Raw genomic sequence first — 26,598 nt, forward strand, 5'->3', positions numbered from 1 at the left:
TTACCGCTTTGCCTGGTCAACCCGAGCTTGTCAGTTGCCTTTCAAGCTCCGGCCTTTAGGCCGGGGTAGTTGACGGCACGTGAAGTAGGGCAACAGGGATCAGGATCGCAGCATAACCCGCCGCCCGCGGGCGCGATACCACCGGCCTGCACGAACATCTTGCGCGCGCACGATTTGCCTGCTTCCTGCGCATGGGGGGCCCTTGCGCTACCATTGCCCGTCCCCTCCTTGCATCCCGCATCCCATGCCTGCTCCCCAGATCCTCCAGGTCGGCCCGCTCGCGCCGCAGACCAACGCCACCCTGCAGCAACAATACGGCGCCGCCGCGCTGTGGCAGCAGGCCGATCCGATCGCGTGGGCGCGCGGCGAGGGCCAGCAGGTGCGCGTGGTGGTGACCTCGGCGCGCCACGGCTGCAGCGTGGCGCTGATCGATGCGCTGCCGCGCCTGGAAGCCATCGTCAGCTTCGGCGTCGGCTATGACGCGATCGCGCTGGATGCGGCCCGCGCGCGCGGCATCCAGGTCAGCAACACGCCCGACGTGCTCAACGACTGCGTTGCCGACCTGGCCTTCGGGCTGCTGCTGGATGCGGCGCGCGGCATCGCCCACGGCGACCGCTTCGTGCGCGCCGGGCGCTGGCCGCAGGGCGGCTTCCCGCTGACCACGCGCGTGTCGGGCAAGAAGCTTGGCATCCTGGGGCTGGGCCGCATCGGCGAGATCGTGGCGCGGCGCGCGCAGGGCTTCGACATGGAGATCGCGTACAACAACCGCCGCCTGCGCGAGGGCGCGCCGTGGCGCTTCGAGCCTGACCTGAAGGCGCTGGCGACGTGGGCCGACTTCCTGGTGGTGGCCACCGTCGGCGGGCCGTCGACGGCCGGGCTGGTGTCGCGCGAGGTCATCGACGCCCTCGGGCCCAGGGGCATCCTGGTCAATGTGTCGCGCGGCAGCGTGATCGACGAGGCGGCAATGGTCGCGGCGCTGGTTGACGGGCGCCTGGGCGGCGCCGGCCTGGATGTGTTCCAGGACGAGCCCAACGTGCCGCCCGCGCTGCTGGCGCTGGACAATGTCGTGCTGGCGCCGCACATGGCCAGCGGCACGCATGAAACGCGCGCCGCGATGACCGCGCTGACGCTGCAGAACCTGGATGCGTTCCTGGCTGACGGCAGGGTGCTGACGCCAGTGCTGTAGAAGGCTACCCGCGTGCCTATACTGGATGCACCGGCTCCAGCCCACTCTGCGGGCCGGCGTCAGGAGGCAACATGGCACGCAAGTTTATCGATTGCCGCGAGTTCCCGAGCGACACCCACTGCACGGTGGCAATGAGCGCCGACAGTGAAGACGAACTGCTCGAAGCCGCGGTCCAGCACGCGGTAGCGGTGCACCAGCATCAGGACACGCCTGAGCTGCGTACCCAGTTGAAGTCATTGTTCAAGGAAGGCATGCCGCCGGCGTGAAACCGGCACGGCTGGCGCCCGGGGGCGCCGGCCCCCAGCCCTGGGGCTCATTCGCAGTCCCTGATACAGCACTTAAGCCACTTCGAATACCCATGACGGCCGTCATGGCGCATCATTGACGCAGCGCTATATACAGACGTATATTGCGCCTGACAGTCCACCCGCACAGGCCTTGCCGCACACGCCGGCCGGCCGATTCCCGAGGATTCCGATGTCTGCCCTCCGTTCCTGCCGCCGCGGGTTCCTGCTGGCCGCCTCCGTCGCCACGCTGGCGCTGGCCGCGCCGCCCGCCTTTGCCGCCGACCTGGTGGTGTCCGCGGCATCCAGCCTGACCAACGCCTTCAAGTCGCTGGCCGAGTCGTTCGAGCGCGCCCATCCCGGCACGCACGTGGTGCTGAACTTCGGCGCGTCCGACGTGCTGATGCAGCAGATCATCAAGGGCGCGCCGGCCGACGTGTTCGCCTCGGCCGACCAGGAGGCGATGAACAAGGCCGAGGCCGAGAAGGTGATCGCGCCGGCCTCGCGCCGCAACTTCGCCGCCAACCAGGTGGTGCTGATCGTGCCTGCGGACAGCAAGCTGGCCATCGCCTCGCTGCGGGACCTGACGCGCCCGGAAGTGAAGCGCATCGCCTACGGCAACCCGGCCTCGGTGCCGGTTGGCCGCTACACCCGCGGCGCGCTGGAAGCGGCCGGGCTGTGGGACGCCGTGGCCGCCAAGGGCGTGCCGGCGCAGAACGTGCGCCAGAGCCTGGACTACGTCGCGCGCGGCGAGGTCGAGGCCGGCTTCGTCTTTACCACCGATGCCGCGGTGATGCCGGACAAGGTCAAGGTGGCCGTGCGCGTGCCAAGCCGCACGCCGGTGACCTACCCCATCGCCATCACCAGCCTGACGCGCCAGCAGAAGGAAGCGGCGCAGTTCGTCGACTACGTCGCCTCGCCGGAAGGCCAGGCCATCCTGTCGCGTTTCGGCTTCCAGAAGCCCTGACGGAGCGTTGCGCGCACCATGGACGCCGTCTGGGTACCGCTGCTGCTGTCGCTGAAGGTGGCCGGCTGGGCCACCGCGGTAAATGCCGTGCTCGGCGTCGGCGCGGCCTGGGCGCTGGCGCGCTGGCGCTCGCCCCTGCGCGACGTGGTCGATGCGGTGCTGACACTGCCGCTGGTACTGCCGCCCACGGTGCTGGGCTACTACCTGCTGGTGCTGGTGGGACGCCGTGGCGTATTCGGCGAGTGGCTGGCGCGCCTGGGCATCGAACTGGTCTTTACCTGGCAGGGCGCGGTGCTGGCCTCCACCATCGTCGCCTTCCCGCTGGTGCTCAAGTCCGCGCGCGCCGCCTTTGAAGGCGTGGATCATCAGCTGGAAAACGCCGCCCGCGTGCTGGGCGTGCCTGAAGCCGGCATCTTCTTCCGCGTCACGCTGCCGCTGGCCGCGCGCGGCATCATCGCCGGCGTGCTGCTGGCCTTTGCCCGCGCACTGGGCGAGTTCGGCGCCACGCTGATGATCGCCGGCAACCTGCCAGGGCGCACGCAGACGCTGTCAGTCGCCATCTATGAGGCGGTACAGGCCGGCGACGACAACACCGCCAACCTGCTGGTATTGGTGACCTCCGTCACCTGCGTGCTGCTGCTGGTGGTCGCCGGGCGCCTGGTGCCGGCCGCCACGCGCAATCCCGCTGAACTCTATGAACGCCGGCGCCTGCGCCCGCGTATCCGCTAAGCCGAGTCGCCATGAGCATGCACGTCAGCATCCGCAAGCAGATGGTCTCGGCCGACCGCCACTTTGCACTGGATATCGATTTCGATTCGGCCAGCCGGCGCATAGCGCTGTTCGGGCCCTCGGGCGCCGGCAAGAGCCTGACCCTGCGCGCCATCGCCGGCCTGCTGGCGCCAGACAGCGGACGCATCGTGCTGAACGGCCGCACGCTGTTCGATGCCGACGCCGGTATCGACGTGCGCCCGCAAGAGCGCCGCGTGGCCTACCTGTTCCAGGAATACGCGCTGTTCCCGCACCTGAACGTGGGCCAGAACATCGGCTTCGGCTTGTCTCGCGGCTGGCGCAACCCGCGCCGCGGCGCCGTGCGTCCGGAAGCGCAGCGCTGGATCGACGCCTTCGGCCTGGCCGACATCGTCGGCAACTACCCGGCGGAGATCTCCGGTGGCCAGAAGCAGCGCGTGGCACTGGCGCGCGCGCTGGTGGCGCAGCCCGACATCGTCTTGCTGGACGAACCCTTCTCCGCGCTGGACCCCGCGCTGCGCGCGCGCATGCGCGCGGAGTTGCGCACGCTGCAGTCCAGCCTGGATGTGCCGATGCTGGTGATCTCGCACGATCCCGCCGATGTCGAGGCACTGGGCGACCACGTGCTGGAAATCCGCGAGGGCCGCATCTTCGGCAGCGGCACCAGCCGCCACCATCCGCCGGTCTACGCGCCGGTGTCGGCGCGCGTGGCCTGAGCCGAGCGCAGCAGGTCGACGTAGGCGCCTTCAATCAGGTTCGACGCGGGGATGCCCAGCCGCGCCAGCAATGCGTGGGCTTCGGCCACGCCGTCCTCCAGGCGCTCGTCTTCGGCCAGCACCACTTCCAGCTCCAGGAAATCGCCCAGCACCTCGACCCGGTCCAGGTGCACGCGCGTGCGGCCGGCCAGGTACAACGTGCGCAGCTTGCGCACCCGCCCGCCTTCGCCATGCGCGGCGGCCAGCGCCGCGCGCAAGGTATCCGGCGATTGCGTCGGCGACAGGATGTAGAAGCTCTCCTTCGGCCCCGCCTCGTCGGCACGCGCATAGAAGATCAGCTCGCCGCGGTCGGGGGTGAACTCGCGCAGCTTGAGCCGGCCGTTGGCGCAGGGAAAAAAGGTATCGTCCTGGCGAATGTATTCGGGACCGCTGTCGGCCAGTGCTGCCGCATGCGGCAGCAAGGCTTCGATACTGTCAATGCGGGCCTTGATCTCGACGTTTCTTGGCATGTGTCTGTCTCCTTGCAATCAGCCCAGCAGCCGCGCGGCAATCACCCACATGGTGATACCGATCACCACTTCCAGCACCTGCCATGCGCGCGGGCGCGCAAACACCGGGCGCAGCAGCGCCGCGCCATAGCCCAGCGAAAAGAAGAACAGGAACGACGCGGTCATGGCACCCGCGGCAAACTCGCGCGCGTTCCCTGCGAACTGCGTCGACACCGAACCGATCAGCATCACCGTATCGAGATACACATGCGGATTGAGCCAGGTAAAAGCCAGGCATACCGCCAGCGTGGCCCCAAGCGGCCGCGGCGCGGCATCGCTGGGATCCAGCACCGCATTCGAGCGCCACGCGGCCAGGAAGCTGCGCGCGCCATACCAGATCAGGAAAGCCGCGCCGCCATAGCGCATCGCCGCACCCAGCCAGGGCAGCTCGCGGATCATCACGGCAAAGCCGGAAACACCCAGCAGGATCAGCAGCGCATCGGAAAGCGCGCACACCAGGCAGACCCAGAACACATGCTCGCGCCGCAACCCTTGTCGCAGTACGAAGGCATTCTGGGAACCGATGGCAAGAATCAGGGAAAGACCGAGGGAGAAGCCGGCGAGAGCGGCGTGCATTGGTTGTGGAACGGCTGCTTTTTTGGGTGGCTATTATTGCACGCCGGGGGCAGCCGCCATGCCCGCCCATCTTCCCATTCCTGCCGCAGGACTACCTCACGCCACTACGCCCAGGATCACGCTTGACGCCTTGAACACCGCCACCGCAGCCACTCCCACTTCCAGCCCCAGCGCTTCCACACTCCCATTGGTCACGATCGCCGCAACCGTACCGCCGCCGTCGAGTTCGATCACCACTTCGGCGTTCACCGCGCCAGGCATCACGCGCGACACCACCCCCGGCAACTGGTTGCGCGCCGACAGCCGCATCCCCGGATCAGGCAACCCCACCAGCACCGACGATGCCTTGATCAGGGCAAACGCTTCGGCCCCTTCGGCCAGCGCCAGCGTTTCGACGCTTTCATGCGTGATGGTGGCCACGATCTGCTGCCCGCCGGGCAGTGCCAGCACGACCTCGTCATTGACCGCGCCGCCGCGCACGCTGGCCACGCGCCCGAACAGCTTGTTGCGTGCACTGGTCTTGATCATCATTCGCCTCATCAGGTGGATATCGTCGGCCGCCCCCTCGCCCAGGCGCGACAGCTGCGCGACAAAGCGCTGGTGTTCGTCTTCCAGCGCACGATAGGTGCGGATCAGTTGCTCGCCGCGCGCGGTCAGGTGTGTGCCGCCGCCGCCCTTGCCACCGGCGGCGCGCACCACCAGCGGCTCGCCCGCGCTGTTGTTCATGGCATCGATGGCGTCCCACGCGGCCTTGTAGCTGATGCCGACCGCGCGCGCGGCCGCGGTAATCGAGCCGTGTTCGCCGATGGCGGCGAGCAGCGCGATGCGGTCCTTGCCGCCCCAGTCTTGCGAGCCGGAGCGGAACCAGATGGCTCCCTGGAGTTCAAGCATGGATGTCCGGTGCCGGTGGCCGGCACCGCAATGGAGTCCGAGACGCGGCTATGGTAATCCGAATTGCGGATCGGTCCAGCGCAGGACACTAGGCCATGATGTGCACGCCACCATCCACATAGACTGTGTTGCCCGAGATGCGCCGCGCATACGGCGTGGCCAGGTAGGCAGTGGCAAAGCCCACGTCCATGATGTCGACCACCTCGCCCAGCGGCGCGCGCCCGGCGGCGTCGGCCAGCATCAGGTCGAAGTCCTTCAGGCCCGAGGCCGCGCGCGTCTTCAGCGGCCCGGGCGAGATCGCGTGGACGCGGATACCCAGAGCCCCCAGCTCGTGCGCCAGGTAGCGGCAGCTGGCTTCCAGCGCCGCCTTGACCGGGCCCATCAGGTCATAGTTGGGCACGACGCGGTTGGCGCCCTCATAGCTCATCGCGAAAAGCGTGCCGCCCTGCGGCATCAGCGGCGCGGCCAGGCGCGCCATGCGCACGAAGGAGTGGCATGAGACGTCCATGGCGCGCGCAAACCCCTGTGCCGACGAATTGAGCAGGCCGCCCTGCAGGTCGGCCTTGGGCGCGAACGCAATCGAATGGACCATCGAATCGAGACCGCCCCACACGCTCTCGATACGCGCAAACAGCGCCGTCATCTGCTGCGCGTCTTCCACGTCCAGCGGCATCAGGATGGGCGCCTGAATGGCTTCGGCCAGCGGCGCCACGTGCGGGTAGGCCTTGTCGTTCAGGTAGGTCATGGCGACCTGCGCGCCCAGTTCATGGAACGCCTTGGCACAGCCCCACGCAATCGAATCGGCATTGGCCACGCCGGCCACCAGAACACGGGCGCCGGCAAGCGGCGGATTGGATACGTTGACCATGGCGGCTCCTGTTGGACCAAACCCGATGCGGTGCGCAAGCCTCAGCTGCGCGGCCGCGTGGCGCGCGGCGCGGCCTTACGCTTGGCGGGGGCGCGCGCGGCCTGCGGCTTGCCGTTCCCGGCATGACTGAGGGCAGACACGGTATCGGCCGCATCCACCGGCGCAACTGCGTCGGCAGCCTCGGGCGGATGACCCGTGCCCATTACTTCGGCGACTTCGCGATAGCGCCCCAGCCGCTCGCCTGCCAGCGGGCCGCCGACCGTCATCACGCGATGCGCCGCCACCATCAGCTTGCGGCGGGTCTCGCGGTCCGGCACCAGGGCCGGCAGCGCCCAGATCGCGCGCTGCGGATCCAGCCTGACGATAAAGCTCTGCTGGCGCACTGCGGTCTTGAAGGCGGCCAGGTCGGCCTGGCCGCCGGATTGCTCGGTGGCTTGCTGCTGTTCGCGCGCAATGCGGCGCAGCAGGTTGAACGGCCGCTCCTCGATGGCGCTGGGGCGATCGGCCACGTAGGCCAGCACGCGCACAAACGCCTCCAGCGTGCCGCCCTGCCCGATCGCCGCCTCGGCATCGTGCAGGCGCCGCTGCGCCAGCTCCTTGCGCAACGCCACGGTGACAGGCGACTCCACGTTGGCCGGAGGCGCCTGCCCGCTCATGCCCACCAGCGCCGCCATCGCCGGCGAGCCGTAGATTGCCTCGAAGGTCCGCTCGTACCACGCGTCGCGTACATCGCGATACTGGTCGAGCGCGCTGACGATCTGCGCCGACGCGGCCTTCTCCATGGTCAGGAACGGGTTGTCCGGCGCCACCGGCGCGCGATGCGCGCGCACCATCGGCGCCATCGCGCCGATCCACGCCATCCACGGATTCATGTCGGTCGCCAGCGAGCGCTCCAGCCGCGCCGGGTGCAGCGTGCGCATCCACTGCGCGCCCAGTTCATTGGACATCGCGCGCACCCATGGCGAGACGAAGGTGTCGTACATGTGCTGGTTGATCTCGGCCACGCGCCGCACCACCTCGAACGGGCGTTCGTCCTCGCGGCCGTCGTCCAGCGCCAGGATGTCGTTGACGCTGCGGCGCTCGAAGCGCACCAGGTAGCGCCCTTCGATCAGGTCCCGGTGCGGCAGGTCAGGCGCCACGTCCTCGATCTTGGCCTCGTACAGGCCCGGCGGCAGCACATCGATCAGGTCCAGCGCGCAGAACAGTTCGCTGTGTTCGCGGTTGGCGACGCCGGCGGAAACAAAGATGCCCAGGTGTCCCACGGTCTCGTGCAGGCAGTAGACGATCACCTGGTCGTTGGCGACCAGTTCCTCATCGGTGGGGTACAGATCCGGGATCCAGTTCAGCGCCTGCTGCGGCGGCGTGATGTTGTCCCCCCAGGACGCGAAAACGACCACCGGCGAACGGATGTTGCGCAGGTCCACCACGGTCTTGCCGTCGCTGCTGCGCACCTCGCCCGCGGTCAGCCGGTTGCCGACGAACAGGTTCTGCACGATCCAGTCGATCTCCGCGCGGTTCATCAGGAAGTGGCCGCCCCACCAGCGCTCGAACTCCAGGAAGCGCGGGCCTTCCGTGTCCGCCTTGGCGTAGACGTCATAGAGCTTCTTCCACAGCGTGTTGGCCGGATTGAGCTGCTCGAAGTTCTGCACCAGCCAGGCACCGTCGAAGCGGCCATTGCCCATGTCGGCGGTCAGCGAGGCCAGAAACGAGCCGCCCAGCAGCCCGCCGCTGTAGCGCATCGGGTTGCGCCCGCGCACGCCCGACCAGTACGCCAGCGGTGCGCCGGCCACCAGCAATGGCCCGGTGCGCTCGGGCGCGACCGCGGCCAGGATCATCAGTGCCCAGCCGGCCTGGCAGTTGCCGATGACGAAGGGCTTGCCGGGTGCGTCCGGGTGCCGCTCGCCGACGATCTTGAGGAAGTCGGCCTCGGCGCGCGCCACCGATTCAATCGTCTGCCCCGGGCAGGGCTCCTGGAAGAAGGTGACGAAATAGCACGGATGCCCGGTGCGCAGCGCGATGCCGATCTCGCTGTCGGCCTTGAAGCCACCGATGCCGGGGCCGTGGCCCGCGCGCGGGTCAATCACCACGAAGGGGCGCTTGGCAGGGTCGGTCGGGCTGTTGGCCGGCGGCACGATGCGCAGCAGCGCGTAGTTGACGGGTTCGGGCAGTTCGCGGCCGTCGGCCAGCAGTTCCTGCTCGAACACGAGCACAGGCGGCATGCCCTCGCGCTCATGCTCGGCGGTCTCGTTGCCGCGCTCGCGCAGGATGTCGAACAGCAGCACGGTGCGCTGCCAGGCGTCGGTGAAGTATTCCAGCGCCGGCTGGCCGAGCGCCGCGAACGGATTGGCTGCTTCTGGGGCCTGCGTGGTGGAGGGTGATGGGCCGGAACCGCCTTGCGGCGGCCTGGCGGGTATGCGTGCGGTCATTCCACTTTCCCCTGATTGGCGCCGCTGCCGGGCGCTGGCGCGCTGTCAGCGCCACCGGAGTGACGCTTGTTGCATTGCAACTAAAACAAGCCTAGCAGCCGCGGCGATGCCGTGCAACCCGCTGACCGCGCCCCCCAAAGCCTCGCGGCGCGCGGCATCCATCGGTCATCAACCCGACAAATTCGTCGCCTATACTGGCGCAGTGCGCTTGCGCACTGCAGCAAGGCGGTGCGCAAGCGCCCGGCGCAAGGCCGACGGCCATTCCTCGACGCCACCGTGCCGGACCAGTATCCTTGCCCAGCATCCGCTCTCGGAACATCGCCATGACCGCTGCCTCGACTGCCACGTCTGCCATGTCCGGACTTGCCGCGCCCGCCGCCGAGGCGCCGGACAAGTACGCCGCGCTGCTCGCGCGCTGCGCCGGGCTGCCGCCCATCCCCACCGCGGTGGCGCACCCATGCGATGTCTCATCGCTGAGCGGCGCGCTCGAGGCCGCGGAGCTGGGCCTGATCGTACCGATCCTGGTCGGGCCCGCCGCGCGCATCCGGCAGGTTGCCGCCGAACATGGACTTGCGCTGGGCGACGCCCGGATCATCGACACCGCGCACAGCCATGCCTCGGCCGAGCGCGCGGTCGAAGCCGTGCGCGCCGGCGACGCCGAGCTGCTGATGAAGGGCAGCCTGCACACCGACGAGTTGCTGCATGCGGTCACCGCCTCGGCCAGTGGCCTGCGCACCGGGCGGCGCCTTTCGCATGTATTCGCCATGAGCGTGCCGCGCTACCACAAGCCGCTGTTCATCACCGATGCCGCGGTCAACATCTTCCCCACGCTCAACGAGAAGGCAGATATCTGCCGCAATGCCATCGACCTGGTGCGCATGCTGGGCATCGAGCAGCCCAAGGTGGCGATCCTGTCGGCAGTGGAAACCGTCACCGACAAGATCCCCTCCACCATCGACGCCGCGGCACTATGCACCATGGCACGGCGCGGCCAGATCACCGGCGGCATGCTGGACGGCCCGCTCGCCTTCGACAACGCCATCAGCCGCGAAGCCGCCATCACCAAGGGCATCGACTCGGACGTGGCCGGCGACCCCGACATCCTGCTGGTGCCGGACCTGGAAGCCGGCAATATGCTGGCCAAGCAGCTGACCTTCCTGGCCGGCGCCGAAGCCGCCGGCATCGTGCTGGGCGCGCGCGTGCCCATCATCCTCACCAGCCGGGCCGACAGCGTGCGCGCGCGCATCGGCAGCTGCGCCATTGCCGTGCTGCTGGCGCACGCACGCCGCAACGCCGCAGCCGCGGCGCAGGTCTGAGCCGTGCCCGTGCAGCCCTTGCGCAACCACTTGGGAGTCCGTCCAGCGTGACCGCCATCCATCCTGCCGTGCATCCCGTCATCCTCGTTGTCAACGCCGGCTCGTCCAGCGTCAAGGTCTCGGTCTACGCCGTGCCCGACGCCGCGCATGGCAATGCCGACATCAACCCGGTGCTGAGCGCGCACGGCCAGATCGAGGGCATCGGCGTGGCGCCGCGCCTGACCGCGCGCATGGCCGACGGGCGCGTGGTCGCCGACGAGACCTTCCCGCAGGCCGAGGTGGCTGACCACGACGCCGCCTTCCGCCTGGTGCGCCTGGTGCTGAGCGTGGGCCTGCGCGACAACCCGCCGGTGGCGATCGGCCATCGCGTGGTGCATGGCGGCGCCGACTTTGCGCAGGCCGTGCGCATCGACGACGAAGTGATCGCAAAGCTGGAAGCGCTGGTGCCGCTGGCGCCGCTGCACCAGCCGCACAACCTGACTGCCATCCGCGCGGTGCGCGAGGCCGTGCCGGACCTGCTGCAGGTGGCCTGCTTCGACACCGCCTTCCATGCCAGCCACGACGTGCTGGCGCAACTGATGGCGCTGCCCTACGCGTACTACGAACGCGGCATCCGGCGCTATGGCTTCCATGGGCTGTCGTACGAGTACATCGCGCGCCGGCTGCGCCAGGTCGCGCCCGACCTGGCCGAGGGCCGCGTGATCGTGGCGCACCTGGGCAACGGCGCCAGCCTGTGCGCCATGCGCAACGGCCGCAGCGTGGAAAGCACCATGGGCCTGACCGCGCTTGACGGCCTGCCCATGGGCACGCGCTGCGGCTCGGTCGATCCCGGCGCGCTGCTGTGGCTGGCGCAGCAGGGCATGAAGCCGGCCGAGATCCAGGCGATGCTGTACCAGGAATCCGGGCTGAAGGGACTGTCAGGCGTGAGCAGCGACATGCGCGCGCTGCTGGCCAGCGATGCGCCGCGCGCGCGGCTGGCGTTGGACTTCTACACCTACCGCGCCGCGCAGGAGATCGGCAAACTCGCCACCACGCTGGGCGGCCTTGACGCGCTGGTGTTCACTGCGGGCATCGGCGCCAACTCGCCGCCGGTGCGCGCCCGCATCTGCGAACACCTGGCGGGCCTGTTCGGCATCGCGCTCGAAGGCGGCGCCAACGGCGAGAACAGCCAACGCATCAGCCGCGACGACAGCCGCGTGCCGGTGCTGGTGCTGCCGACCGATGAAGAAGGGATGATTGCGCTGAACACCGCCCGCATCCTGCGCGAATGCGGGCAGCTCTGAGTCAGCCTGCCAGGTAGTGCCCGCGCAGTTGCGCGACGTCCACCTCGAGCGCGTCGCGCAGGTAGTTGTCGACGCTGCCCCAGCCTGCATCGATGGCCTGCATCGAAGCATCGAGGTAACTGGCGCGGACTTCCAGCAGCGGCGTCATCACCGCGGGGGCCACGCCAAGCCCGGCCATGCGCGCCAGCGCAGTCTGGTTGAACTGCGCATTGCGCTGGTTCGACTCCAGGTAGTTGGCCAGGATATCGTCCTGCGCCACGCCCAGCGCCGCCAGCAACAGCAGGGCGGCAAAGCCGGTGCGGTCCTTGCCGGCGGTGCAGTGGAACAGCAGCGTCTTGCCGCCCTGCGCGGTGCGCATGAAGCCGGCGAAGGCCTCGCGGTAGCGCACCGGGAAGTCGCCATAGACCTCCAGCATGAAGGCATCCATCTGTGCCGGCGTGCTGGCGCGCAGGCGCGGCATCAGCACGTCCATCGCCATGCTGCCCTCCAGCACCGGCGCCGCCACCCAGTGGAAGCGCTGGCCGAAGGCGGCCTCTTCAGGTGACTTCTCGCCGGGCGAGCGGAAATCCACCACCATGTCGAGCCCGAGCATCTGCAGCCGCTCCAGGTCCGCCGCGCTGGCCAGCGCGGGGTTGCCGCTGCGGTACAGGCGCCCCTGGCGCACGCGGCGTCCGCCCGCACCGGCCAGGCCGCCCAGATCGCGCGCATTGCTGATGGTGTCGAAGGCCAGGTCATGCCGGCCCTGGTCGCTGGCCGCGGCCGGAGCCTGCGGCACGACCGCATGGGCGGGCAGGCATCCTGCGCGTTGAAGCCACTTGATCATTGTTCTTTCCCGATAGTCCTTGCGATGCGGGCTGATGCCGTGCCGGCGCTTCAGCGCGCGCGGTACGCCGGCACATGCCAGCGCAGGTGGCAGCCGGCGATATAGCGCCGGTCCAGCCGCGCCACCAGCTTCCACACCGTCAGCGCACTGGCATCGATGTCGACCCACGCCCACGGGTGCTTCGGGTCGCCCGCTTCCACCAGTTCCACCGAACGGATCTTCGCATACCGCGCCAGCGCCTCGCGCAACGCCGCAGCGTCCAGCCCTGCTTTCAGTCCACGTACCAAAACCTTCATGGTTGGCTCCAATTATTTCAGATCACTCCCACTCATGCATCACCCGGCCGGGGCCATGGTGGCGTGCTTGCGCACACACACCGCCGCCAGACCTTATGTGGCGAGCTTCTCACTGGTATGACGCCTGCGGCGGCCCGGGTATCCATTGATCACGCGAGGACTTGATCTTGCTCATGGCGGGCGGAAATAGCATGGAGTTGCCCTCGACAGGGCCGGCTGCCAGTCGGAAAATTCGTATCATGTCGACCGCGGCAGCCACGCCAGCAGCGATGCCGCTCGAGCATGAAGCCGCGGCGGGGCTCGCGCCCTGTCGCACGCGGCTGGCACAATACGTGCCATGAAAAGCCTCTGGTCCGCCTTCATCAAGCTGCTGGTGCTCGCCGTGATCGGCGGCGCGCTGCTGGCCGCCATCGCCATCCTGGCCGCCAACCGGCAGCTGCCGTCGCTCGACGCGCTTACCGCCTTCCGCCATACGCCCGACTACGTGCCCATCGGCAAGATCCCGCGCGAGCTGACCGACGCCGTGGTGGCGATCGAGGATGAGCGCTTCTACGTGCATGACGGCATCGACTACATCGGCGTCGTCCGTGCCGGCGTTGCCAACCTGTCGGACGAGTTGTCGCAGGGGGCATCGACCATCACCATGCAGGTGGCGCGCAATTTCTACCTGTCGCGGGACAAGACCTATACCCGCAAGCTGTACGAGGTGCTGCTGTCCTACCGGATTGAAAAGGCGCTGACCAAGGACGAGATCCTGGAGCTGTATATGAACAAGATCTACCTGGGACAGGGGGCGTACGGCTTTGCCGATGCGGCGCGGGCTTACTTTGGCAAGCGGCTGGATCAGTTGACGCTGGCTGAGTGTGCGATGCTGGCCGGGTTGCCCAAGGCGCCTTCGGCTAACAATCCGGTGGCGAATCCCAGGCGGGCGCGGCAGCGGCAGGTTTATATCCTGCAGCGAATGCTGGAGCTTGGGCGGATCTCGCGGGGGGAGTATGACGGGGCGTTGCTGGAGCCGTTGAGGTTGAGGTGAGTGGTGTTTCTGCTTGGCGCCGGGCACCAAGCCCAACCCTCCCTCACTCCAGCATCGCCCGATGCCGCCCCAGCGCCTCGCGCACGATATCCAGCAGCCCGCTCCCTGCCTCGGCATCCACATGCCCCAGCAAGGCCTTGCGCATCCGCGGCTCCCAAAACCGCTTGATGTGCCCCGCAATATCCGAGACGGCCTCTTCCCGATCCGGCATGGCCTCGAAGAAGCTGCCGATCTGGTTGGCCATGGTGATGAGGTTGTCGATCTTCATGCCAGGCTCGCTTCGTGCTGCAGACGTTGGGGATGGGCATAGACCACGTGCGCGCCGGCGCGCACGAAGCCGGCCAGGGTGATGTTGGCTTGTTCGGCAAGCCGCACGGCCAGCGCCGTCGGTGCGGACACTGCTGCCAGCACGCCGGCGCCGATGGCGGCGGTCTTCAGCACCATTTCATAGCTGGCGCGGCTGGTCACCAGCACCGCGCCGCTGGAGATGTCCTCGCCGCTGCTGGCGAGCGCACCCGCCAGCTTGTCCAGCGCGTTGTGGCGGCCCACGTCTTCACGCACCAGTGATACATGGCCATCGGCACGCAGCCATGCGGCAGCGTGCGTCGCACCCGTGTGTTGCTGCAGCTCCTGTCGCAGTTGCAGTTGCACGAAGGCGGCCTGGATCACGTCGGTATGGAAGCTGGCATCGCTGCGCACCGGTGCCGGCAGGCGCATCACCTGCTCCAGCGATTCGGTGCCGCACAGCCCGCAGCCGGTGCGCCCGGCCAGCGAGCGGCGGCGGTCCTTGAGCCGCATGAAGGCTTCCGATGCGATCTCCAGCTGCACCGCGATGCCTTCCTCGCGCGTGTCGATTTCAATGTCATAGACATCGGCGGCACGGGTAACGATGCCTTCGCTCAGGCTGAACCCGAGCGCAAAGTCCTCCAGGTCGGCCGGCGTCGCCAGCATCACGGCGTGCGAGATGCCGTTGTACACCAGCGCGACCGGCACTTCCTCGGCCACCTCATCGGGGCTCAGCATCAGTTCGCCGCGGCGCCAGCGGCTGACGGCGAAGGTGCTGTGGGTGGCGGGCACGGCGTCTTCCGCCGCGGCCGGATCAACTTCCGGTGACTGCATGCAGCGCATCATGGCGTGGCCCTCCGCTCAGCCTGCGGCCTGCGCCGGGTCGGCGCTCGCGGCTTCCAGCAGTTGCAGCTGCTGGGTGTTGAACTCCTGGTACTCCCGCTGCCACGCCGACGGCTGCGCCACCGGCAGCACCTGCACCGCGGTCACCTTGTATTCGGGGCAGTTGGTGGCCCAGTCGGAGTTGTCGGTGGTGATCACGTTGGCCCCGGATTCCGGGAAGTGGAAGGTGGTGTAGACCACGCCCGGCTGCATGCGCTCGCTGACAATCGCGCGCAGCACGGTGTCCCCTGCCCGGCTTTGCACCCCGACCCAGTCGCCATCCTTGATGCCGCGCTCTTCGGCATCGTGCGGATGGATCTCCAGCCGGTCCTCGGCGTGCCAGTAGACGTTGTCGGTGCGGCGCGTCTGCGCGCCGACGTTGTATTGCGACAGGATGCGGCCAGTGGTCAGGATCAGCGGGAAGGCGCGCGTGATCTTCTCGGTGGTGGGCACGTACTTGGTGATGATGAATTTGCCCTTGCCACGCACGAAGGCGTCGATATGCATGGTCGGCGTGCCTTCCGGCGCGTCGGCGTTGCACGGCCACTGGATGCTGCCCAGCTGGTCCAGGCGCTTGTAGCTGACGCCCGCGAAGGTCGGCGTCAGGCGCGCGATCTCGTCCATGATCTCCGACGGATGCTTGTACTCCATCGGATAGCCGAGCGCGTTGGCCAGCAAAATGGTCGCTTCCCAGTCGGCATAGCGCGCCTTGGGCGGCATCACCTTGCGCACGCGCGAGATGCGGCGCTCGGCATTGGTGAAGGTGCCGTCCTTTTCAAGGAAGGACGAGCCCGGCAGGAACACGTGCGCGTACTTGGCGGTCTCGTTGAGGAAGATGTCCTGCACCACGATGCATTCCATCGACGACAGCGCCTCGGACACGTGCTGCGTATTCGGGTCGGACTGGACGATGTCCTCGCCCTGGCAGTACAGGCCCTTGAAGCTGCCGGCCAGCGCGGCTTCGAACATATTGGGGATGCGCAGGCCCGGCTCGGGGCTGATCTCGACATTCCATGCGGCTTCGAACAGGCCGCGCGTGGTCGAGTCCGACACGTGGCGGTAGCCCGGTAGCTCATGCGGAAACGAGCCGATATCGCACGAGCCCTGCACGTTGTTCTGCCCGCGCAGCGGGTTCACGCCCACGCCTTCGCGGCCGATATTGCCGGTGGCCATGGCCAGGTTGGCAATGCCCATCACGGTGGTGGACCCTTGCGCATGCTCGGTCACGCCCAGGCCGTAGTAGATCGCTGCGTTGCCGCCGGTAGCGTACAGGCGCGCGGCGCCGCGCAGCTGTTCCGCCGGAATGCCGGTGACGCTTTCCATGGCCTCGGGCGAGTTCTCCGCCAACGAGACGAAATCGCGCCATTGCTGGAAGGCGCGGTCCTCGCAGCGCTCTGCGATGAAGGCTTCATTGAGCAGGCCTTCGGTGACGATCACGTGGGCCAGCGAGGTCACCAGTGCCACGTTGGTGCCCGGGCGCAGCTGCAGGTGATAGTCGGCACGGATATGCGGCGAGTCGACCAGGTCGATGCGGCGCGGATCTACCACAATCAGCCTGGCACCGGCGCGCAGGCGCTTCTTCATGCGCGAGGCAAAGACCGGGTGGCCGTCGGTCGGGTTGGCGCCGATCACCATGATCACGTCGGCCTTCTCCACCGACTTGAAGGTCTGCGTGCCGGCCGATTCGCCCAGGGTCTGCTTCAGGCCGTAGCCGGTCGGCGAATGGCACACGCGCGCACAGGTGTCGACGTTGTTGTTGCCGAAGGCGGCGCGCACCAGCTTCTGGACCAGGTAGCCCTCTTCATTGGTGCAGCGCGACGACACGATGCCGCCGATCGAATCCTTGCCGTGCTCGGCCTGGATGCGCTTGAACTGCGACGCGGCGTAGTCGATCGCCTCTTCCCACGACACCTCGCGCCACGGATCGGTGATCTTGGCGCGGATCATCGGCTTGAGAATGCGGTCCTTGTGCGTGGCGTAGCCCCAGGCAAAGCGTCCCTTGACGCAGGCGTGGCCTTCGTTGGCCTTGCCGTCCTTGTACGGCACCATGCGCACCACTTCATTGCCCTTCATCTCGGCCTTGAACGAACAGCCCACGCCGCAATAGGCACAGGTGGTCACGGTGCTGTGCGAGGGCTGGCCGAACTTGATCACCGAGGTCTCGGTCAGCGTCGCGGTCGGGCAGGCCTGCACGCAGGCTCCGCACGAGACGCAGTCCGATTCCATGAACGACTGGCTGGTGCCGGGCGACACGCGCGATTCAAAGCCGCGGCCGCTGATGGTCAGGGCGAAGGTGCCCTGCGTTTCCTCGCAGGCACGCACGCAGCGGTTGCAGACGATGCACTTGGAGGGGTCGTAGGTGAAGTAAGGATTGGATTCGTCCTTCTTCATCTGCGTATGCGTCGCGATCGGCGCGGCTTCCGGGCCGCCGTCGTTGTAGCGCACTTCACGCAGGCCGACCACGCCGGCCATGTCCTGCAGCTCACAATTGCCGTTGGTCGGGCAGGTCAGGCAATCGAGCGGGTGGTCGGAGATATACAGCTCCATCACGCCGCGGCGCAGGTCGGCCAGCTTGTCGCTCTGGGTCTTGACCTTCATGCCGGCTTCGACCAGCGTGGTGCACGATGCCGGATAGCCGCGGCGCCCTTCGATCTCGACCAGGCACAGCCGGCACGAGCCGAAGGCTTCGAGGCTGTCGGTGGCGCACAGCTTGGGGACGGCGATCTGCGCTTCCATCGCGGCGCGCATCACGGAGGTGCCGGCGGGCACGGTGACGCTGACGCCATCGACCTCCAGGGTGACCAGTTCAGTGGATGGGCTGGCGGGCGTGCCGAAATCGATCTCGTTGTGGGCGTTCATGGCGGTTTGTCTCCCGTGTCTCTGCTGGACCTGGCTCAGGCGGCCTTGGCTGGGTTGGAGGCGAGGCCGAAGTCCTCGGGGAATTCATTCAGCGCGGACAGCACCGGGTACGGCGTCATGCCGCCCATCGCGCACAGCGAGCCGTTAAGCATGGTGTCGCACAGGTCGCGCACCAGTGCGACATGCTTGACCGGCTGCTCGCCGGCGATGATGCGGTCCATCACTTCGACGCCGCGGGTCGAGCCGATCCGGCACGGGGTGCACTTGCCGCACGATTCGATCGCGCAGAACTCCATCGCGTAGCGGGCCTGCTTTGCCATGTCGACGGTTTCATCGAACACCACGATGCCGCCGTGGCCGACCACGCCGCCGAACGCGGCATATGCTTCATAGTCCAGCGGCACGTCGAAGCGCGACTCGGGCAGGTAGGCGCCCAGCGGCCCGCCCACCTGCACCGCGCGGATGGCGCGGCCGCTGCGCGTGCCGCCGCCGTAGTCGACCAGCAGCTCGCGCAGCGTGACGCCGAATGCTTTCTCCACCAGTCCACCGCGCTTGATGTTGCCGGCCAGCTGGAACGGCAGCGTGCCGCGCGAACGGCCCATGCCGTAGTCGCGGTAGTACTGCGCGCCGCGCGCCAGGATCACCGGCACGGTGGCCAGCGAGATCACGTTGTTGATCACCGTGGGCTTGCCGAACAGCCCCTGCAGCGCCGGCAGCGGCGGCTTGGCGCGCACGACGCCGCGCCGTCCTTCCAGGCTTTCCAGCAGCGCGGTTTCCTCGCCGCAGACATAGGCGCCGGCGCCCTTGCGCACTTCCAGGTGGAAGCGCTTGCCGCTGCCGCCGATGTCGTCGCCGAGCCAGCCGGCGGCGTTGGCGATGCCGATCGCGCTTTCCAGCACCGCAATCGCGTGCGGGTATTCGGAACGGCAGTAGATGTAGCCCTGCTCCGCACCCACCGCCAGGGCGGCGATGGTCATGCCTTCGATCAGCATGAACGGATCATCTTCCATGACCATGCGGTCGGAGAACGTGCCCGAGTCGCCTTCGTCCGCATTGCAGACGATGTACTTGACCGCGGACTGCGCACCCAGCACGGTCTTCCACTTGATGCCGGTCGGGAACGCCGCGCCGCCGCGGCCGCGCAGGCCGGAGTCGGTGACCTCCTGCACGATCTCGGCGGGCTGCATCGCCAGCGCGCGCTCCAGGCCGGCAAAGCCCTCATGCGCGCGGTAGTCGTCCAGCGACAGCGGGTCGGTGATGCCGACGCGGGCGAAGGTCAGGCGCTCCTGCTGCTTCAGGAAGGGGATCTCTTCGGTCACGCCCTGCGACAGCGCGTGCTCGCCGCCTTGCAGCAGGCCAGCGTCGAACAATTCCGGCACGTCTGCGGCGCTGACCGGGCCATAGGCCACGCGGCCGGCTCCGGTCTGCACCTCGACCAGCGGCTCCAGCCAGAACATGCCGCGCGAGCCGTTGCGGACAATGCGCACGTGCTGGTTGCGCGCGGCGGCTTCGCGCGCAATGGCGCGCGCCACATCGTCGGCGCCCAGCGCCAGCGCGGTGGAGTCGCGCGGCACGAAGATGGTGGTGACCGTGATCATGCCTGTGCCTCCGCCGCTTCCGGGGTTTCTTTCGAAGTCTCGCGCAGCGAGCGCACCAGCGCGTCGAAGCGCTTCGCGTCGACATAGCCGTGCAGTTGCTCACCGACCATCACCGCCGGGCCGCAGGCGCACTGGCCCAGGCAATAAACCGGCTCCAGCGTCACCTGCCCGTCCGCGCTGGTTTCATGGAAGCCACAGCCAAGTGCGCGCTGCGCATGCTCGGCCAGCGCTTCGGCACCCACCGACTGGCAGGCTTCGGCGCGGCAGACCTGCACCACGTGGCGGCCGGCCGGCTGCTGGCGGAAGTGGTGGTAGAAGGTGATCACGCCATGCACTTCAGCGCGCGACAGGTTCAGCGCGCGGGCAATCACGGGCACGGCGGCGTCGGGAATATAACCCTGTGTGTCCTGGATCTCATGCAGGATCGGCAGCAAGGCGCCCGGCATGTCCTGGCGTGCCGCCACGATGGCGGCAATGCGCGTGGCATCGGCGGATGCCGCTGCGTGGGGGGCAATTTCTGGCATAGCGTCTCCTGTGAGGCGTCGCACGGAGCGGCAGGGCGGCCTCTTATATGCTATTTTTTTCCTATTTACGGGCTTTGGCGTCGCCGTTTTTCCCGTTGAAAGGACTATATTGGAGTGACAGCGCCCCTTCAATAAGCTATTTTCTACATATGATCCGTATCTCGATCCACCCGCACCTGCAGATCCGGGACGACGCCAGCCCCGGTGGCGAAGCCCTGGACGTGTCCCGGCTGGTAGCCCTGCTCGGTCATATCGAGGAGTCCGGCAGCATCAGCCACTCGGCACAGGCGGTATCGCTGTCATACCGCTACGCCTGGGGCATCCTGCGCGATGCCGAGGCGCTGTTCGGCGGCCCGCTGATCGACAAGACCCGCGGGCGCGGCAGCGCGCTGACGCCGCTGGCGCAGCAGCTGGTGTGGGCCAGCAAGCGGATCGGCGCGCGGCTGTCGCCGACGCTGGACAGCCTGGCGTCCGAGCTGGAGATCGAGTTGAAGAAGCTGATGGACCAGCCCGAAGCCACGGCGCGGCTGCATGCCAGCCACGGCTTCGCTGTGGCGGCGCTGCGCGACTTCCTCGACGAGCAGCAGGTGCGGCACGACCTGAAGTACTGCGGCAGCGTCGAGGCCGTGGCGGCCCTGGCCGAAGGCGCCTGCGATATCGCCGGCTTCCATGTGCCGGTGGGCGAGTTCGAGCACGGCATGTGGCGGCATTTCACCACCTGGCTCAAACCGGACACCCACTGCCTGGTGCACCTGGCGGTGCGCAGCCAGGGGCTGTTCGTGCGGCCGGGCAACCCGCTTGGCATCCACACGTTGGAAGACCTAACCCGGCGCGAGGTGCGCTTCGTCAACCGCCAGGTGGGCTCGGGCACGCGCCTGCTGCTGGACCTGATGCTGGCCGCGCGCGGCATCGACACGGCCCGCATCGAGGGCTACAGCAATGGCGAGTTCACCCACGCCGCGGTGGCCGCGTATATCGGCAGCGGCATGGCCGACGTAGGCTTTGGCGTGGAAACCGCGGCGCGGCGCTTCGGGCTGGCGTTCGTGCCAGTGATCAAGGAGCGCTACTTCTTTGCGATCGAGCGTGCCAAGCTGCGCAGCGCGGCACTGGCCGGCGCGGTGGACGCGCTCACCAGCGAGGCCTTCCGCCAGCGCGTCAATGCACTGCCAGGCTACGACGGCACGCTGACCGGCACCGTGCTCACCCTGAAGGAAGCCTTCCCGGACTACGGCGCCACGCCCCAGCGCTTGCGCTAGCGCTTGAGCAACGACAAGCGGTCAGGATGGTCGGCCCACTGCGCGTGGCCGGGGATTGGTCCCTTGGCTTTCAACAGTGGCAGCCAGTCCGCGCGCCGCGACAGTTCGGCATTGAGGGCAATGAAGTGGCGCTGGTCTTCGGGGAGGTCATGCTCCGAGTAGATCGCGCCGACCGGGCACAGCGGCACGCACATTGAACAATCGATGCACTGGTCGGGGTCGATGGCGAGGAAGTTGGGCCCTTCGTGGAAGCACGACATCGGGCAGACTTCGACGCAATCGGTATGGCGGCACTGGATGCAGGCATCCGTCACGACAAAGGTCATGGGGCAGTTGCGGTACGGCAGGTGATGACCGCGTCATCGTAGCGTCCCGCCCGTGGGCGCGGGGCGCGCCCCATTGTGCGACTCCTTCAAATCCGCTGAAGGCACGCTAAAGCCTGCCCCCAACCGACCAGCAATGAGGGCACGCACCATCGAAGTCAGCCATCCGGCGACGACCAGCGCGGCGCCCGCAAGTGCCACCCAGAGTCCCTGGCGGAAGATCATCGGCATTTCGCCACCGGAATCGCCCGCCGCCCCCAATCCAATCACCACGCATAGCGCACCGGCCAGCGGCAGTCCCGCAGCGATCCGCCACAGCCAGCGGGTTCGCCTGGCGGCGAGGGCATTGATGCCGGCGGCAGCCAGCAGGCACAGATAAACTTTCCGACGGATACTGCTCCATCCGACCGACTCCATCGCAACCCAGCGCAAGCTTCAGGGCGAGACCGATGCGTGTTCCTCAAGCAGGCGTCGGAGGTGCAATTCCTCGGGTGTGAACGTCGAGGATCGTATCGCCCCGAATGCCTCGGCCGCGGCTCGCGTCCGCGCCGGTGCATCCTCCAGACGGTCGGTGCCTTGCAACCGGAACGAGACGGGCGACAGCGGGCCGAACAGCAGCGCGCGCTCCAGGTGAGGCCAGCGCTCCAGGTCCGGTTCCACCCCCGCATGACGAGCAAGGGAGACCGCGAGTTCGTGCAACACCGGCTGCTGGCCACGTTCGCGCATTGCGCGACAGGCTTCGAGACCTTGCTCCATCCGGGCCCGGGATGGCATGGCAACATGGCCAGCCAGTACGTAGGCGATCCAGCGGGCCTGCAGTTCCATCACCGGCAGGTAAGGGCCCACGAGATTGCAGAGACCGACAAATGCCAGGCCCTTGAGGTCTGGATGGAAAGTGTTCGCGTAAAGATCGAGACTCGTCCCGTCGAAGTTCAGGGCCCTCGCGATGGCCGGATCCAGCCATGGCAATGACAGGCCGTAGCCGGTACCGAAGAGGATGGCATCGGGCCTCGCGTGGCTACCGTCGCTGAACAGCACAGTACTCCCGTCGATACGCTCGATCCAGGGACGGACGATGATGCGCCCTTCGGCCACTGCCGGGAGAAAACCCTGTGACTGCGACACCCCGGCCGCGAAGATATTTCCGGCCGGCACTGGCGCACCAAACTGGTCCGGACTGCCGCTCGCCTTCAGCACCGCCGCCTTGAGCCCCTCCGCAAGCGCCTCGGGCGGTAATGCTTCCAGTGCCAGCGCCGCGGCGCGGTTGAACAACACGTGTTCGGCCGGCACACCCGCTATCAGCTTGGGAACGATATAGCGCTGACGACGGTAGGCCGACGTGACACGGGCTCCGCCATAGGCCAGGTCGGACGCAATTTCCAACGCACTGATCGAGCAGCCGGCCACCACCACGGCATGATTCCGGTAGCGCTCAGGCCCTTCATATTGCGATGTATGCGCGATACCAAGCGCGCCGGTAAAGCTTTCCACCCCGGGTATCTCCGGTACAAGCGGACGGGCCTGGGCTCCCGTGGCCACGACGATGTGGCTGAACGTCTCCTCCACCATGCCTTCCCCGGTCCGGGAACGGATACGCCAGCGGCCATCTGGCGCGGACTCAAGAAGCTCGATACGCTTTCCAAACTGGATGCGTCGCACCAGACCGAACCTGTCGGCATAGCGCTCCAGGTAGGCCAGCATCTGATCCTGTCGGGGATAAGTCGCCACGTCCGATTCATGATCGAGATCGGAAAAGGCCGACATGACGCGGCTGGTGTTGGTGCGCATCCCGGCCCAGGTCGCGCTCGCCTCGGCGGCCGGGTTCCATTGACCGCCCAGCCTCTCGCTTGCCTCGAACACAATCGGCTCAAAACCATGTTGCGCGAGCCAGCGGGCCGAGACCAGGCCCGCTGGCCCGGCGCCGATGATGGCGACAGTCTTCTCATTCGGATAGTGCATGCCGGAGCTCCCCCTTTTGTGGCAGGTCCGGAAGTTATAATCAGCGCCTGGAAACAATGTCGCTAAATGGTTCCTAAGCAGGGTCTCGAGTTTCCTAAAAAATAACGAAAGAGGCACGCCATGCGGCTGTCAGAGGAGATCAGGCGCTTTATCGCGAGCCCGGTGATGATCATCGTCGGCACGCGATACACGGTGAACCGACCGTCGATCGGCCGGGCCGTGGGTGCGCGTGTCGTCGATGAGGAAAACGTCGAACTGGTCTTGTCCGTCTGGCAATGGCCCGGAACGGCTTCCAACCTCTCCGCCAATGGTCAGGCCGCGGTCACTTTTTCGCGGCCCACGGATTATGTGTCCTACCAATTGAAAGGCACTGCCCAGCTCCGCGCCGCGGCACAGCCAGACCTGGAACTCTCGCGCCGCTATCAGGCCGAGATGGTTGAACTGTTCAGTGGTCTCGGCCTCCCGGCCGAACTGGTAATGCCGTGGATGGCCGAACGGGAACTGACGGTTGCGCGTGTCCTCGTCAGGGAGGCCTATGTCCAGACGCCCGGCCCCAGGGCCGGCACCACTGCCGGGACGGACGTCGCATGATCCAGCTCCGCGATCTCGATGACTGCTTCGAGGGCGTAATCCCCTCGATCATCGCCACGACCGCGGCCGACGGCACGCCAAATATCTCCTACCTCTCGCATGTCGTACTGGTGGACGATACTCACGTGGCGATCTCCAACCAGTTCTTTGCCAAGACGGCCGCCAATATCCGCGCCAATCCCCAGGCTTCCCTGCTCCTGGTCAGTGCGCGCCACGGCGGACAGTTCACGCTCGACCTCACCTGGGCCTCGTCGCGAGATGAGGGCCCGCTGTTCGAGCGCGTGTCGAACCAGTTGCGAGCCAGCAGTGCACAGGTAGGCATGGCCGGGATCATGCGCCTCAAGGCGATCGATATCTTCCGGGTCAACGCGATTGCCGCGGTGACATCCACGGTCGAGCTTGCCCGTACAGGCCCTCCGTCGCCGGCGCCTGACCTCGCCGCCCTCGGTCGCGCAATGAAGGCGATCAGCGCGCAGCACGATACCGAAGGGGTGCTATGCGCAGCGCTCGACGCGTGCGAGGTCCTGGGCTTCAGCCAGGCGATCGTATTACTTGGCGACAATACGCGCCGCCTTCTGACCACGGTGGTCAGCAGGGGCTACGAGCGCTCGGGCGCTGGTGCGGAAATCGCCTTTGACGACGGCCTGATCGGCATTGCCGCCGTCAGCGAGCACCCCGTCAGGATCAATGACATGAGCCGGGTCCGCCGGCTGGGCGCTGCCATAGAAGGCACCAGCCCTGCCGATGAAAACCGCACCAGGTCCATCGCGCTGCCCACCCTGCCGGATGCGATGAGCCAGATGGCGGTTCCGCTGATGGCGCAGGGGACCTTGCGTGGCGTGCTGTTCGTGGAAAGCCGCCAGCGGCTTGCATTCAGTGCGATACACGAAACGGCAATGGAAATGATCGCGCACCAGTGCGCCACCGCGCTGGCGCTTTGCGAAGCGCTTGCGCCCGATGGCCAGCCGGCGATGCCCTGTCGCGCGCCGGAACTGCCGGGTAGCCGGGTTGTCCAGGTGACACATCACCGCTTCGACGACAGCGTGTTCATCGACAATGCCTATGCCATCAAGGGTGTCGCGGGACGCCTCCTCTCCTTCATGCTGCGCGCCTATATCGAAGAAGACAGGAGCGAGTTCACCAATCGGGAGATCCGCCTGGCGGACTCGCTGAGGCTGCCGGAAATCAAGGACAATCTCGAAACGCGCCTTCTGCTGCTGCGGCGGCGCCTGGATGAACGAAATCTGCCGGTCAGGCTGATCCATGCGGGCCGTGGCCAGGTCAGGCTGGTCATCGACGGCGTACCGGTGCTTTCGACTAACGGGTAAAGTCGCAAATCACCGCACTGCATTGGGCCAAGTCAGTCGAACTCCCGAAAAGGAAAATGATGCAAGCGATCGATCCAGCCGCTGAACCGGTGAAGATCCGTGCCGTCGAGCCGGACGACTTCCCTGCGTGGAAAGTCCTCTGGGACGGCTATAACGCATTCTACGGTCGGCACGGTGCCACTGCCTTGCCGGCGGAAATCACGCTCACGACCTGGTCACGCTTTTTCGACGCGTACGAGCCGATGTACTCGTTAGTTGCAGAGCAAGCGGGCGAGTTGATCGGGCTGGCGCATTTTCTGCTGCATCGAAGCACCATTCAACTCAGTCCGAACTGCTATTTGCAGGACCTCTTCACTGCCGAGGAAGCAAGGGGAAAAGGCGTCGCGCGCCGACTCATAGATCAGGTCTATGCACGTGCCAAAGCACTGGGCGTGGCAAGGGTGTACTGGCAGACACACGAAACGAACACCACGGCCATGCGCCTTTACGACACCGTCGCTGAGAGGTCCGGATTCGTGGTGTACCGCAAGCAGCTTTGAACCGCGGCTGATGGAGATCACGGATTGCGGTGCATGCATTCATGCGCCGCATCAGAACGTATAAAGCCGTTGTAGGTGCCGATGGTGCCGTCGTGCGGATTGCGGTCACCGCTGCCCATGGTCGCCTTGATGCCTGCGCGCGGATGCCAGGCCGACGCCGCAAAGGTGTACCCGGTATCGGTCGAGAAGCCCCATGCGCGGATCTGTTGCGAGGCCAGGCTGCCGAACTGGAACAGCGCCTCCCAGTCCCAGTCCCAGCGGCCGTGACGGCCGAACAGGCGGCCCCCGAGCGAATGCCGCCGCTCCGCGCCGCTGCCATCGCTGAACAGCGCGCGGTCATTCTCGAAACCGAGGTAGTAGAGATCGGCGGAGGTTGCCGGCAGGAAAGCCGCCGGCATCGTCGCATAGACGCCCCAGAAGCCGTTCCGTCAGACTTGCTCATTCCTGCTCAAGCAGGAACAAAGCTGACTTCCTGTTTCGCCGAGGCCGGTTTC

At 67.1% G+C, this 26,598-nt stretch carries 28 protein-coding genes; 12 read left to right on the top strand and 16 right to left on the bottom strand.

Annotated elements, in window-relative coordinates; genetic code table 11:
- Positions 1 to 244 precede the first annotated feature (244 nt).
- The 5 genes from AC07UK_RS37960 (at position 245) to AC07UK_RS37980 (ending at position 3,900) form a co-directional block, all read left to right on the top strand.
- Positions 245 to 1,186: a 2-hydroxyacid dehydrogenase gene (locus AC07UK_RS37960; RefSeq protein ID WP_494688213.1), complete on the top strand. Its 942-nt coding sequence runs from the start codon at positions 245 to 247 to the stop codon at positions 1,184 to 1,186.
- 71 nt (positions 1,187 to 1,257) lie between these two features.
- A complete protein-coding gene (locus AC07UK_RS37965; RefSeq protein ID WP_013955718.1) occupies positions 1,258 to 1,452 on the top strand; it encodes a DUF1059 domain-containing protein in 195 nt (64 codons plus the stop codon).
- A 211-nt stretch (positions 1,453 to 1,663) separates the two neighbouring features.
- Positions 1,664 to 2,437, top strand: coding sequence for a molybdate ABC transporter substrate-binding protein (gene modA, locus AC07UK_RS37970; RefSeq protein ID WP_436220943.1), 774 nt, complete (start codon positions 1,664 to 1,666; stop codon positions 2,435 to 2,437).
- Between the two features lie 18 nt (positions 2,438 to 2,455).
- Positions 2,456 to 3,166: a molybdate ABC transporter permease subunit gene (gene modB, locus AC07UK_RS37975; protein WP_436220942.1), complete on the top strand. Its 711-nt coding sequence runs from the start codon at positions 2,456 to 2,458 to the stop codon at positions 3,164 to 3,166.
- A gap of 11 nt (positions 3,167 to 3,177) precedes the next feature.
- Complete coding sequence (locus AC07UK_RS37980; RefSeq protein WP_436220941.1) at positions 3,178 to 3,900, top strand: ATP-binding cassette domain-containing protein; 723 nt, start codon at positions 3,178 to 3,180, stop codon at positions 3,898 to 3,900.
- On the opposite strand, the gene AC07UK_RS37985 is transcribed toward AC07UK_RS37980, so the two are convergent.
- The 5 genes from AC07UK_RS37985 to AC07UK_RS38005 all read right to left on the bottom strand — a co-directional run bounded on the left by AC07UK_RS37985 (position 3,870) and on the right by AC07UK_RS38005 (position 9,209).
- Positions 3,870 to 4,409: a class IV adenylate cyclase gene (locus tag AC07UK_RS37985; protein WP_494688212.1), complete on the bottom strand. Its 540-nt coding sequence runs from the start codon at positions 4,407 to 4,409 to the stop codon at positions 3,870 to 3,872. The genes AC07UK_RS37980 and AC07UK_RS37985 overlap by 31 nt on opposite strands.
- 18 nt (positions 4,410 to 4,427) lie before the next feature.
- Positions 4,428 to 5,024, bottom strand: a complete 597-nt coding sequence (locus tag AC07UK_RS37990) for a LysE/ArgO family amino acid transporter (RefSeq protein WP_436220939.1) — start codon at positions 5,022 to 5,024, stop codon at positions 4,428 to 4,430.
- A 96-nt stretch (positions 5,025 to 5,120) separates the two neighbouring features.
- The gene (locus AC07UK_RS37995; RefSeq protein ID WP_436220938.1) at positions 5,121 to 5,915 is read right to left on the bottom strand and encodes a TOBE domain-containing protein; all 795 of its coding nucleotides are present in this window, start codon (positions 5,913 to 5,915) and stop codon (positions 5,121 to 5,123) included.
- Positions 5,916 to 6,003: 88 nt separating this feature from the next.
- The gene (fabI, locus tag AC07UK_RS38000) at positions 6,004 to 6,783 is read right to left on the bottom strand and encodes an enoyl-ACP reductase FabI (protein WP_436220937.1); all 780 of its coding nucleotides are present in this window, start codon (positions 6,781 to 6,783) and stop codon (positions 6,004 to 6,006) included.
- Positions 6,784 to 6,824: 41 nt separating this feature from the next.
- Positions 6,825 to 9,209 carry a DUF3141 domain-containing protein gene (locus AC07UK_RS38005; protein WP_436220936.1) on the bottom strand — a complete coding sequence of 795 codons (2,385 nt, stop codon included), beginning with the start codon at positions 9,207 to 9,209 and terminating at the stop codon, positions 6,825 to 6,827.
- 353 nt (positions 9,210 to 9,562) lie between these two features.
- Here AC07UK_RS38005 and AC07UK_RS38010 point away from each other — a divergent pair, with 353 nt between their 5' ends.
- Together AC07UK_RS38010 and AC07UK_RS38015 are read left to right on the top strand one after the other, a co-directional pair.
- Positions 9,563 to 10,525, top strand: a complete 963-nt coding sequence (locus tag AC07UK_RS38010; protein ID WP_436223037.1) for a phosphate acetyltransferase — start codon at positions 9,563 to 9,565, stop codon at positions 10,523 to 10,525.
- Positions 10,526 to 10,572: 47 nt separating this feature from the next.
- Positions 10,573 to 11,808, top strand: a complete 1,236-nt coding sequence (locus tag AC07UK_RS38015) for an acetate/propionate family kinase (RefSeq protein WP_494688211.1) — start codon at positions 10,573 to 10,575, stop codon at positions 11,806 to 11,808.
- A gap of 1 nt (position 11,809) precedes the next feature.
- Here AC07UK_RS38015 and AC07UK_RS38020 read toward each other — a convergent pair whose 3' ends face one another.
- Entirely contained in the window at positions 11,810 to 12,631 is an 822-nt protein-coding gene (locus AC07UK_RS38020; RefSeq protein WP_436220934.1) for a tyrosine-protein phosphatase, read from the bottom strand.
- Positions 12,632 to 12,681: 50 nt separating this feature from the next.
- Entirely contained in the window at positions 12,682 to 12,927 is a 246-nt protein-coding gene (locus AC07UK_RS38025) for a hypothetical protein (protein ID WP_010811526.1), read from the bottom strand.
- A gap of 337 nt (positions 12,928 to 13,264) precedes the next feature.
- On the opposite strand from AC07UK_RS38025, the gene AC07UK_RS38030 reads away from it, so the two are divergent.
- Entirely contained in the window at positions 13,265 to 13,960 is a 696-nt protein-coding gene (locus tag AC07UK_RS38030; RefSeq protein WP_114131256.1) for a transglycosylase domain-containing protein, read from the top strand.
- A 43-nt stretch (positions 13,961 to 14,003) separates the two neighbouring features.
- Here AC07UK_RS38030 and AC07UK_RS38035 read toward each other — a convergent pair whose 3' ends face one another.
- From AC07UK_RS38035 to AC07UK_RS38055, 5 genes are read right to left on the bottom strand one after another with little or no spacing between them, the layout of a single operon-like run.
- Positions 14,004 to 14,228, bottom strand: a complete 225-nt coding sequence (locus AC07UK_RS38035; RefSeq protein ID WP_010811246.1) for a formate dehydrogenase subunit delta — start codon at positions 14,226 to 14,228, stop codon at positions 14,004 to 14,006.
- On the bottom strand, positions 14,225 to 15,091 hold the full coding sequence (gene fdhD / locus AC07UK_RS38040) for a formate dehydrogenase accessory sulfurtransferase FdhD (protein WP_436220933.1): 867 nt from the start codon (positions 15,089 to 15,091) through the stop codon (positions 14,225 to 14,227). Before fdhD ends, AC07UK_RS38035 begins: the two co-directional genes overlap by 4 nt.
- A 15-nt stretch (positions 15,092 to 15,106) precedes the next feature.
- Entirely contained in the window at positions 15,107 to 17,986 is a 2,880-nt protein-coding gene (fdhF, locus tag AC07UK_RS38045; RefSeq protein ID WP_494688210.1) for a formate dehydrogenase subunit alpha, read from the bottom strand.
- 35 nt (positions 17,987 to 18,021) lie between these two features.
- Positions 18,022 to 19,584, bottom strand: coding sequence for a formate dehydrogenase beta subunit (locus AC07UK_RS38050; RefSeq protein WP_436220931.1), 1,563 nt, complete (start codon positions 19,582 to 19,584; stop codon positions 18,022 to 18,024).
- On the bottom strand, positions 19,581 to 20,108 hold the full coding sequence (locus tag AC07UK_RS38055; protein ID WP_436220930.1) for a formate dehydrogenase subunit gamma: 528 nt from the start codon (positions 20,106 to 20,108) through the stop codon (positions 19,581 to 19,583). The genes AC07UK_RS38050 and AC07UK_RS38055 overlap by 4 nt, the downstream gene beginning before the upstream one ends.
- 149 nt (positions 20,109 to 20,257) lie before the next feature.
- On the opposite strand from AC07UK_RS38055, the gene AC07UK_RS38060 reads away from it, so the two are divergent.
- Positions 20,258 to 21,364 carry a substrate-binding domain-containing protein gene (locus tag AC07UK_RS38060; RefSeq protein ID WP_436220929.1) on the top strand — a complete coding sequence of 369 codons (1,107 nt, stop codon included), beginning with the start codon at positions 20,258 to 20,260 and terminating at the stop codon, positions 21,362 to 21,364.
- On the opposite strand, the gene fdxA is transcribed toward AC07UK_RS38060, so the two are convergent.
- From fdxA to AC07UK_RS38075, 3 genes are read right to left on the bottom strand one after another with little or no spacing between them, the layout of a single operon-like run.
- Entirely contained in the window at positions 21,361 to 21,690 is a 330-nt protein-coding gene (fdxA, locus tag AC07UK_RS38065; protein ID WP_035822034.1) for a ferredoxin FdxA, read from the bottom strand. The two genes, AC07UK_RS38060 and fdxA, sit on opposite strands and share 4 nt — an antisense overlap.
- Before the next feature lie 33 nt (positions 21,691 to 21,723).
- Positions 21,724 to 22,104 (bottom strand): hypothetical protein, encoded by a 381-nt coding sequence (locus tag AC07UK_RS38070; RefSeq protein ID WP_494688209.1) that lies wholly within the window; start codon positions 22,102 to 22,104, stop codon positions 21,724 to 21,726.
- 18 nt (positions 22,105 to 22,122) lie between these two features.
- Positions 22,123 to 23,646: a flavin-containing monooxygenase gene (locus AC07UK_RS38075; protein WP_436220927.1), complete on the bottom strand. Its 1,524-nt coding sequence runs from the start codon at positions 23,644 to 23,646 to the stop codon at positions 22,123 to 22,125.
- Positions 23,647 to 23,766: 120 nt separating this feature from the next.
- Between AC07UK_RS38075 and AC07UK_RS38080 the strand changes: the two genes are divergently transcribed.
- The 3 genes from AC07UK_RS38080 to AC07UK_RS38090 are packed head-to-tail and all read left to right on the top strand — an operon-like array spanning position 23,767 to position 26,104.
- Positions 23,767 to 24,237: a hypothetical protein gene (locus AC07UK_RS38080; RefSeq protein ID WP_494688208.1), complete on the top strand. Its 471-nt coding sequence runs from the start codon at positions 23,767 to 23,769 to the stop codon at positions 24,235 to 24,237.
- Positions 24,234 to 25,565, top strand: a complete 1,332-nt coding sequence (locus tag AC07UK_RS38085; RefSeq protein WP_436220926.1) for a GAF domain-containing protein — start codon at positions 24,234 to 24,236, stop codon at positions 25,563 to 25,565. Before AC07UK_RS38080 ends, AC07UK_RS38085 begins: the two co-directional genes overlap by 4 nt.
- Before the next feature lie 59 nt (positions 25,566 to 25,624).
- Complete coding sequence (locus AC07UK_RS38090; RefSeq protein ID WP_436223036.1) at positions 25,625 to 26,104, top strand: GNAT family N-acetyltransferase; 480 nt, start codon at positions 25,625 to 25,627, stop codon at positions 26,102 to 26,104.
- A 17-nt stretch (positions 26,105 to 26,121) separates the two neighbouring features.
- On the opposite strand, the gene AC07UK_RS38095 is transcribed toward AC07UK_RS38090, so the two are convergent.
- The gene (locus tag AC07UK_RS38095; RefSeq protein WP_436220925.1) at positions 26,122 to 26,502 is read right to left on the bottom strand and encodes an alginate export family protein; all 381 of its coding nucleotides are present in this window, start codon (positions 26,500 to 26,502) and stop codon (positions 26,122 to 26,124) included.
- Between the last annotated feature and the right edge of the window lie 96 nt (positions 26,503 to 26,598).

The organism is Cupriavidus sp. GW821-FHT07C08, assembly GCF_059419025.1.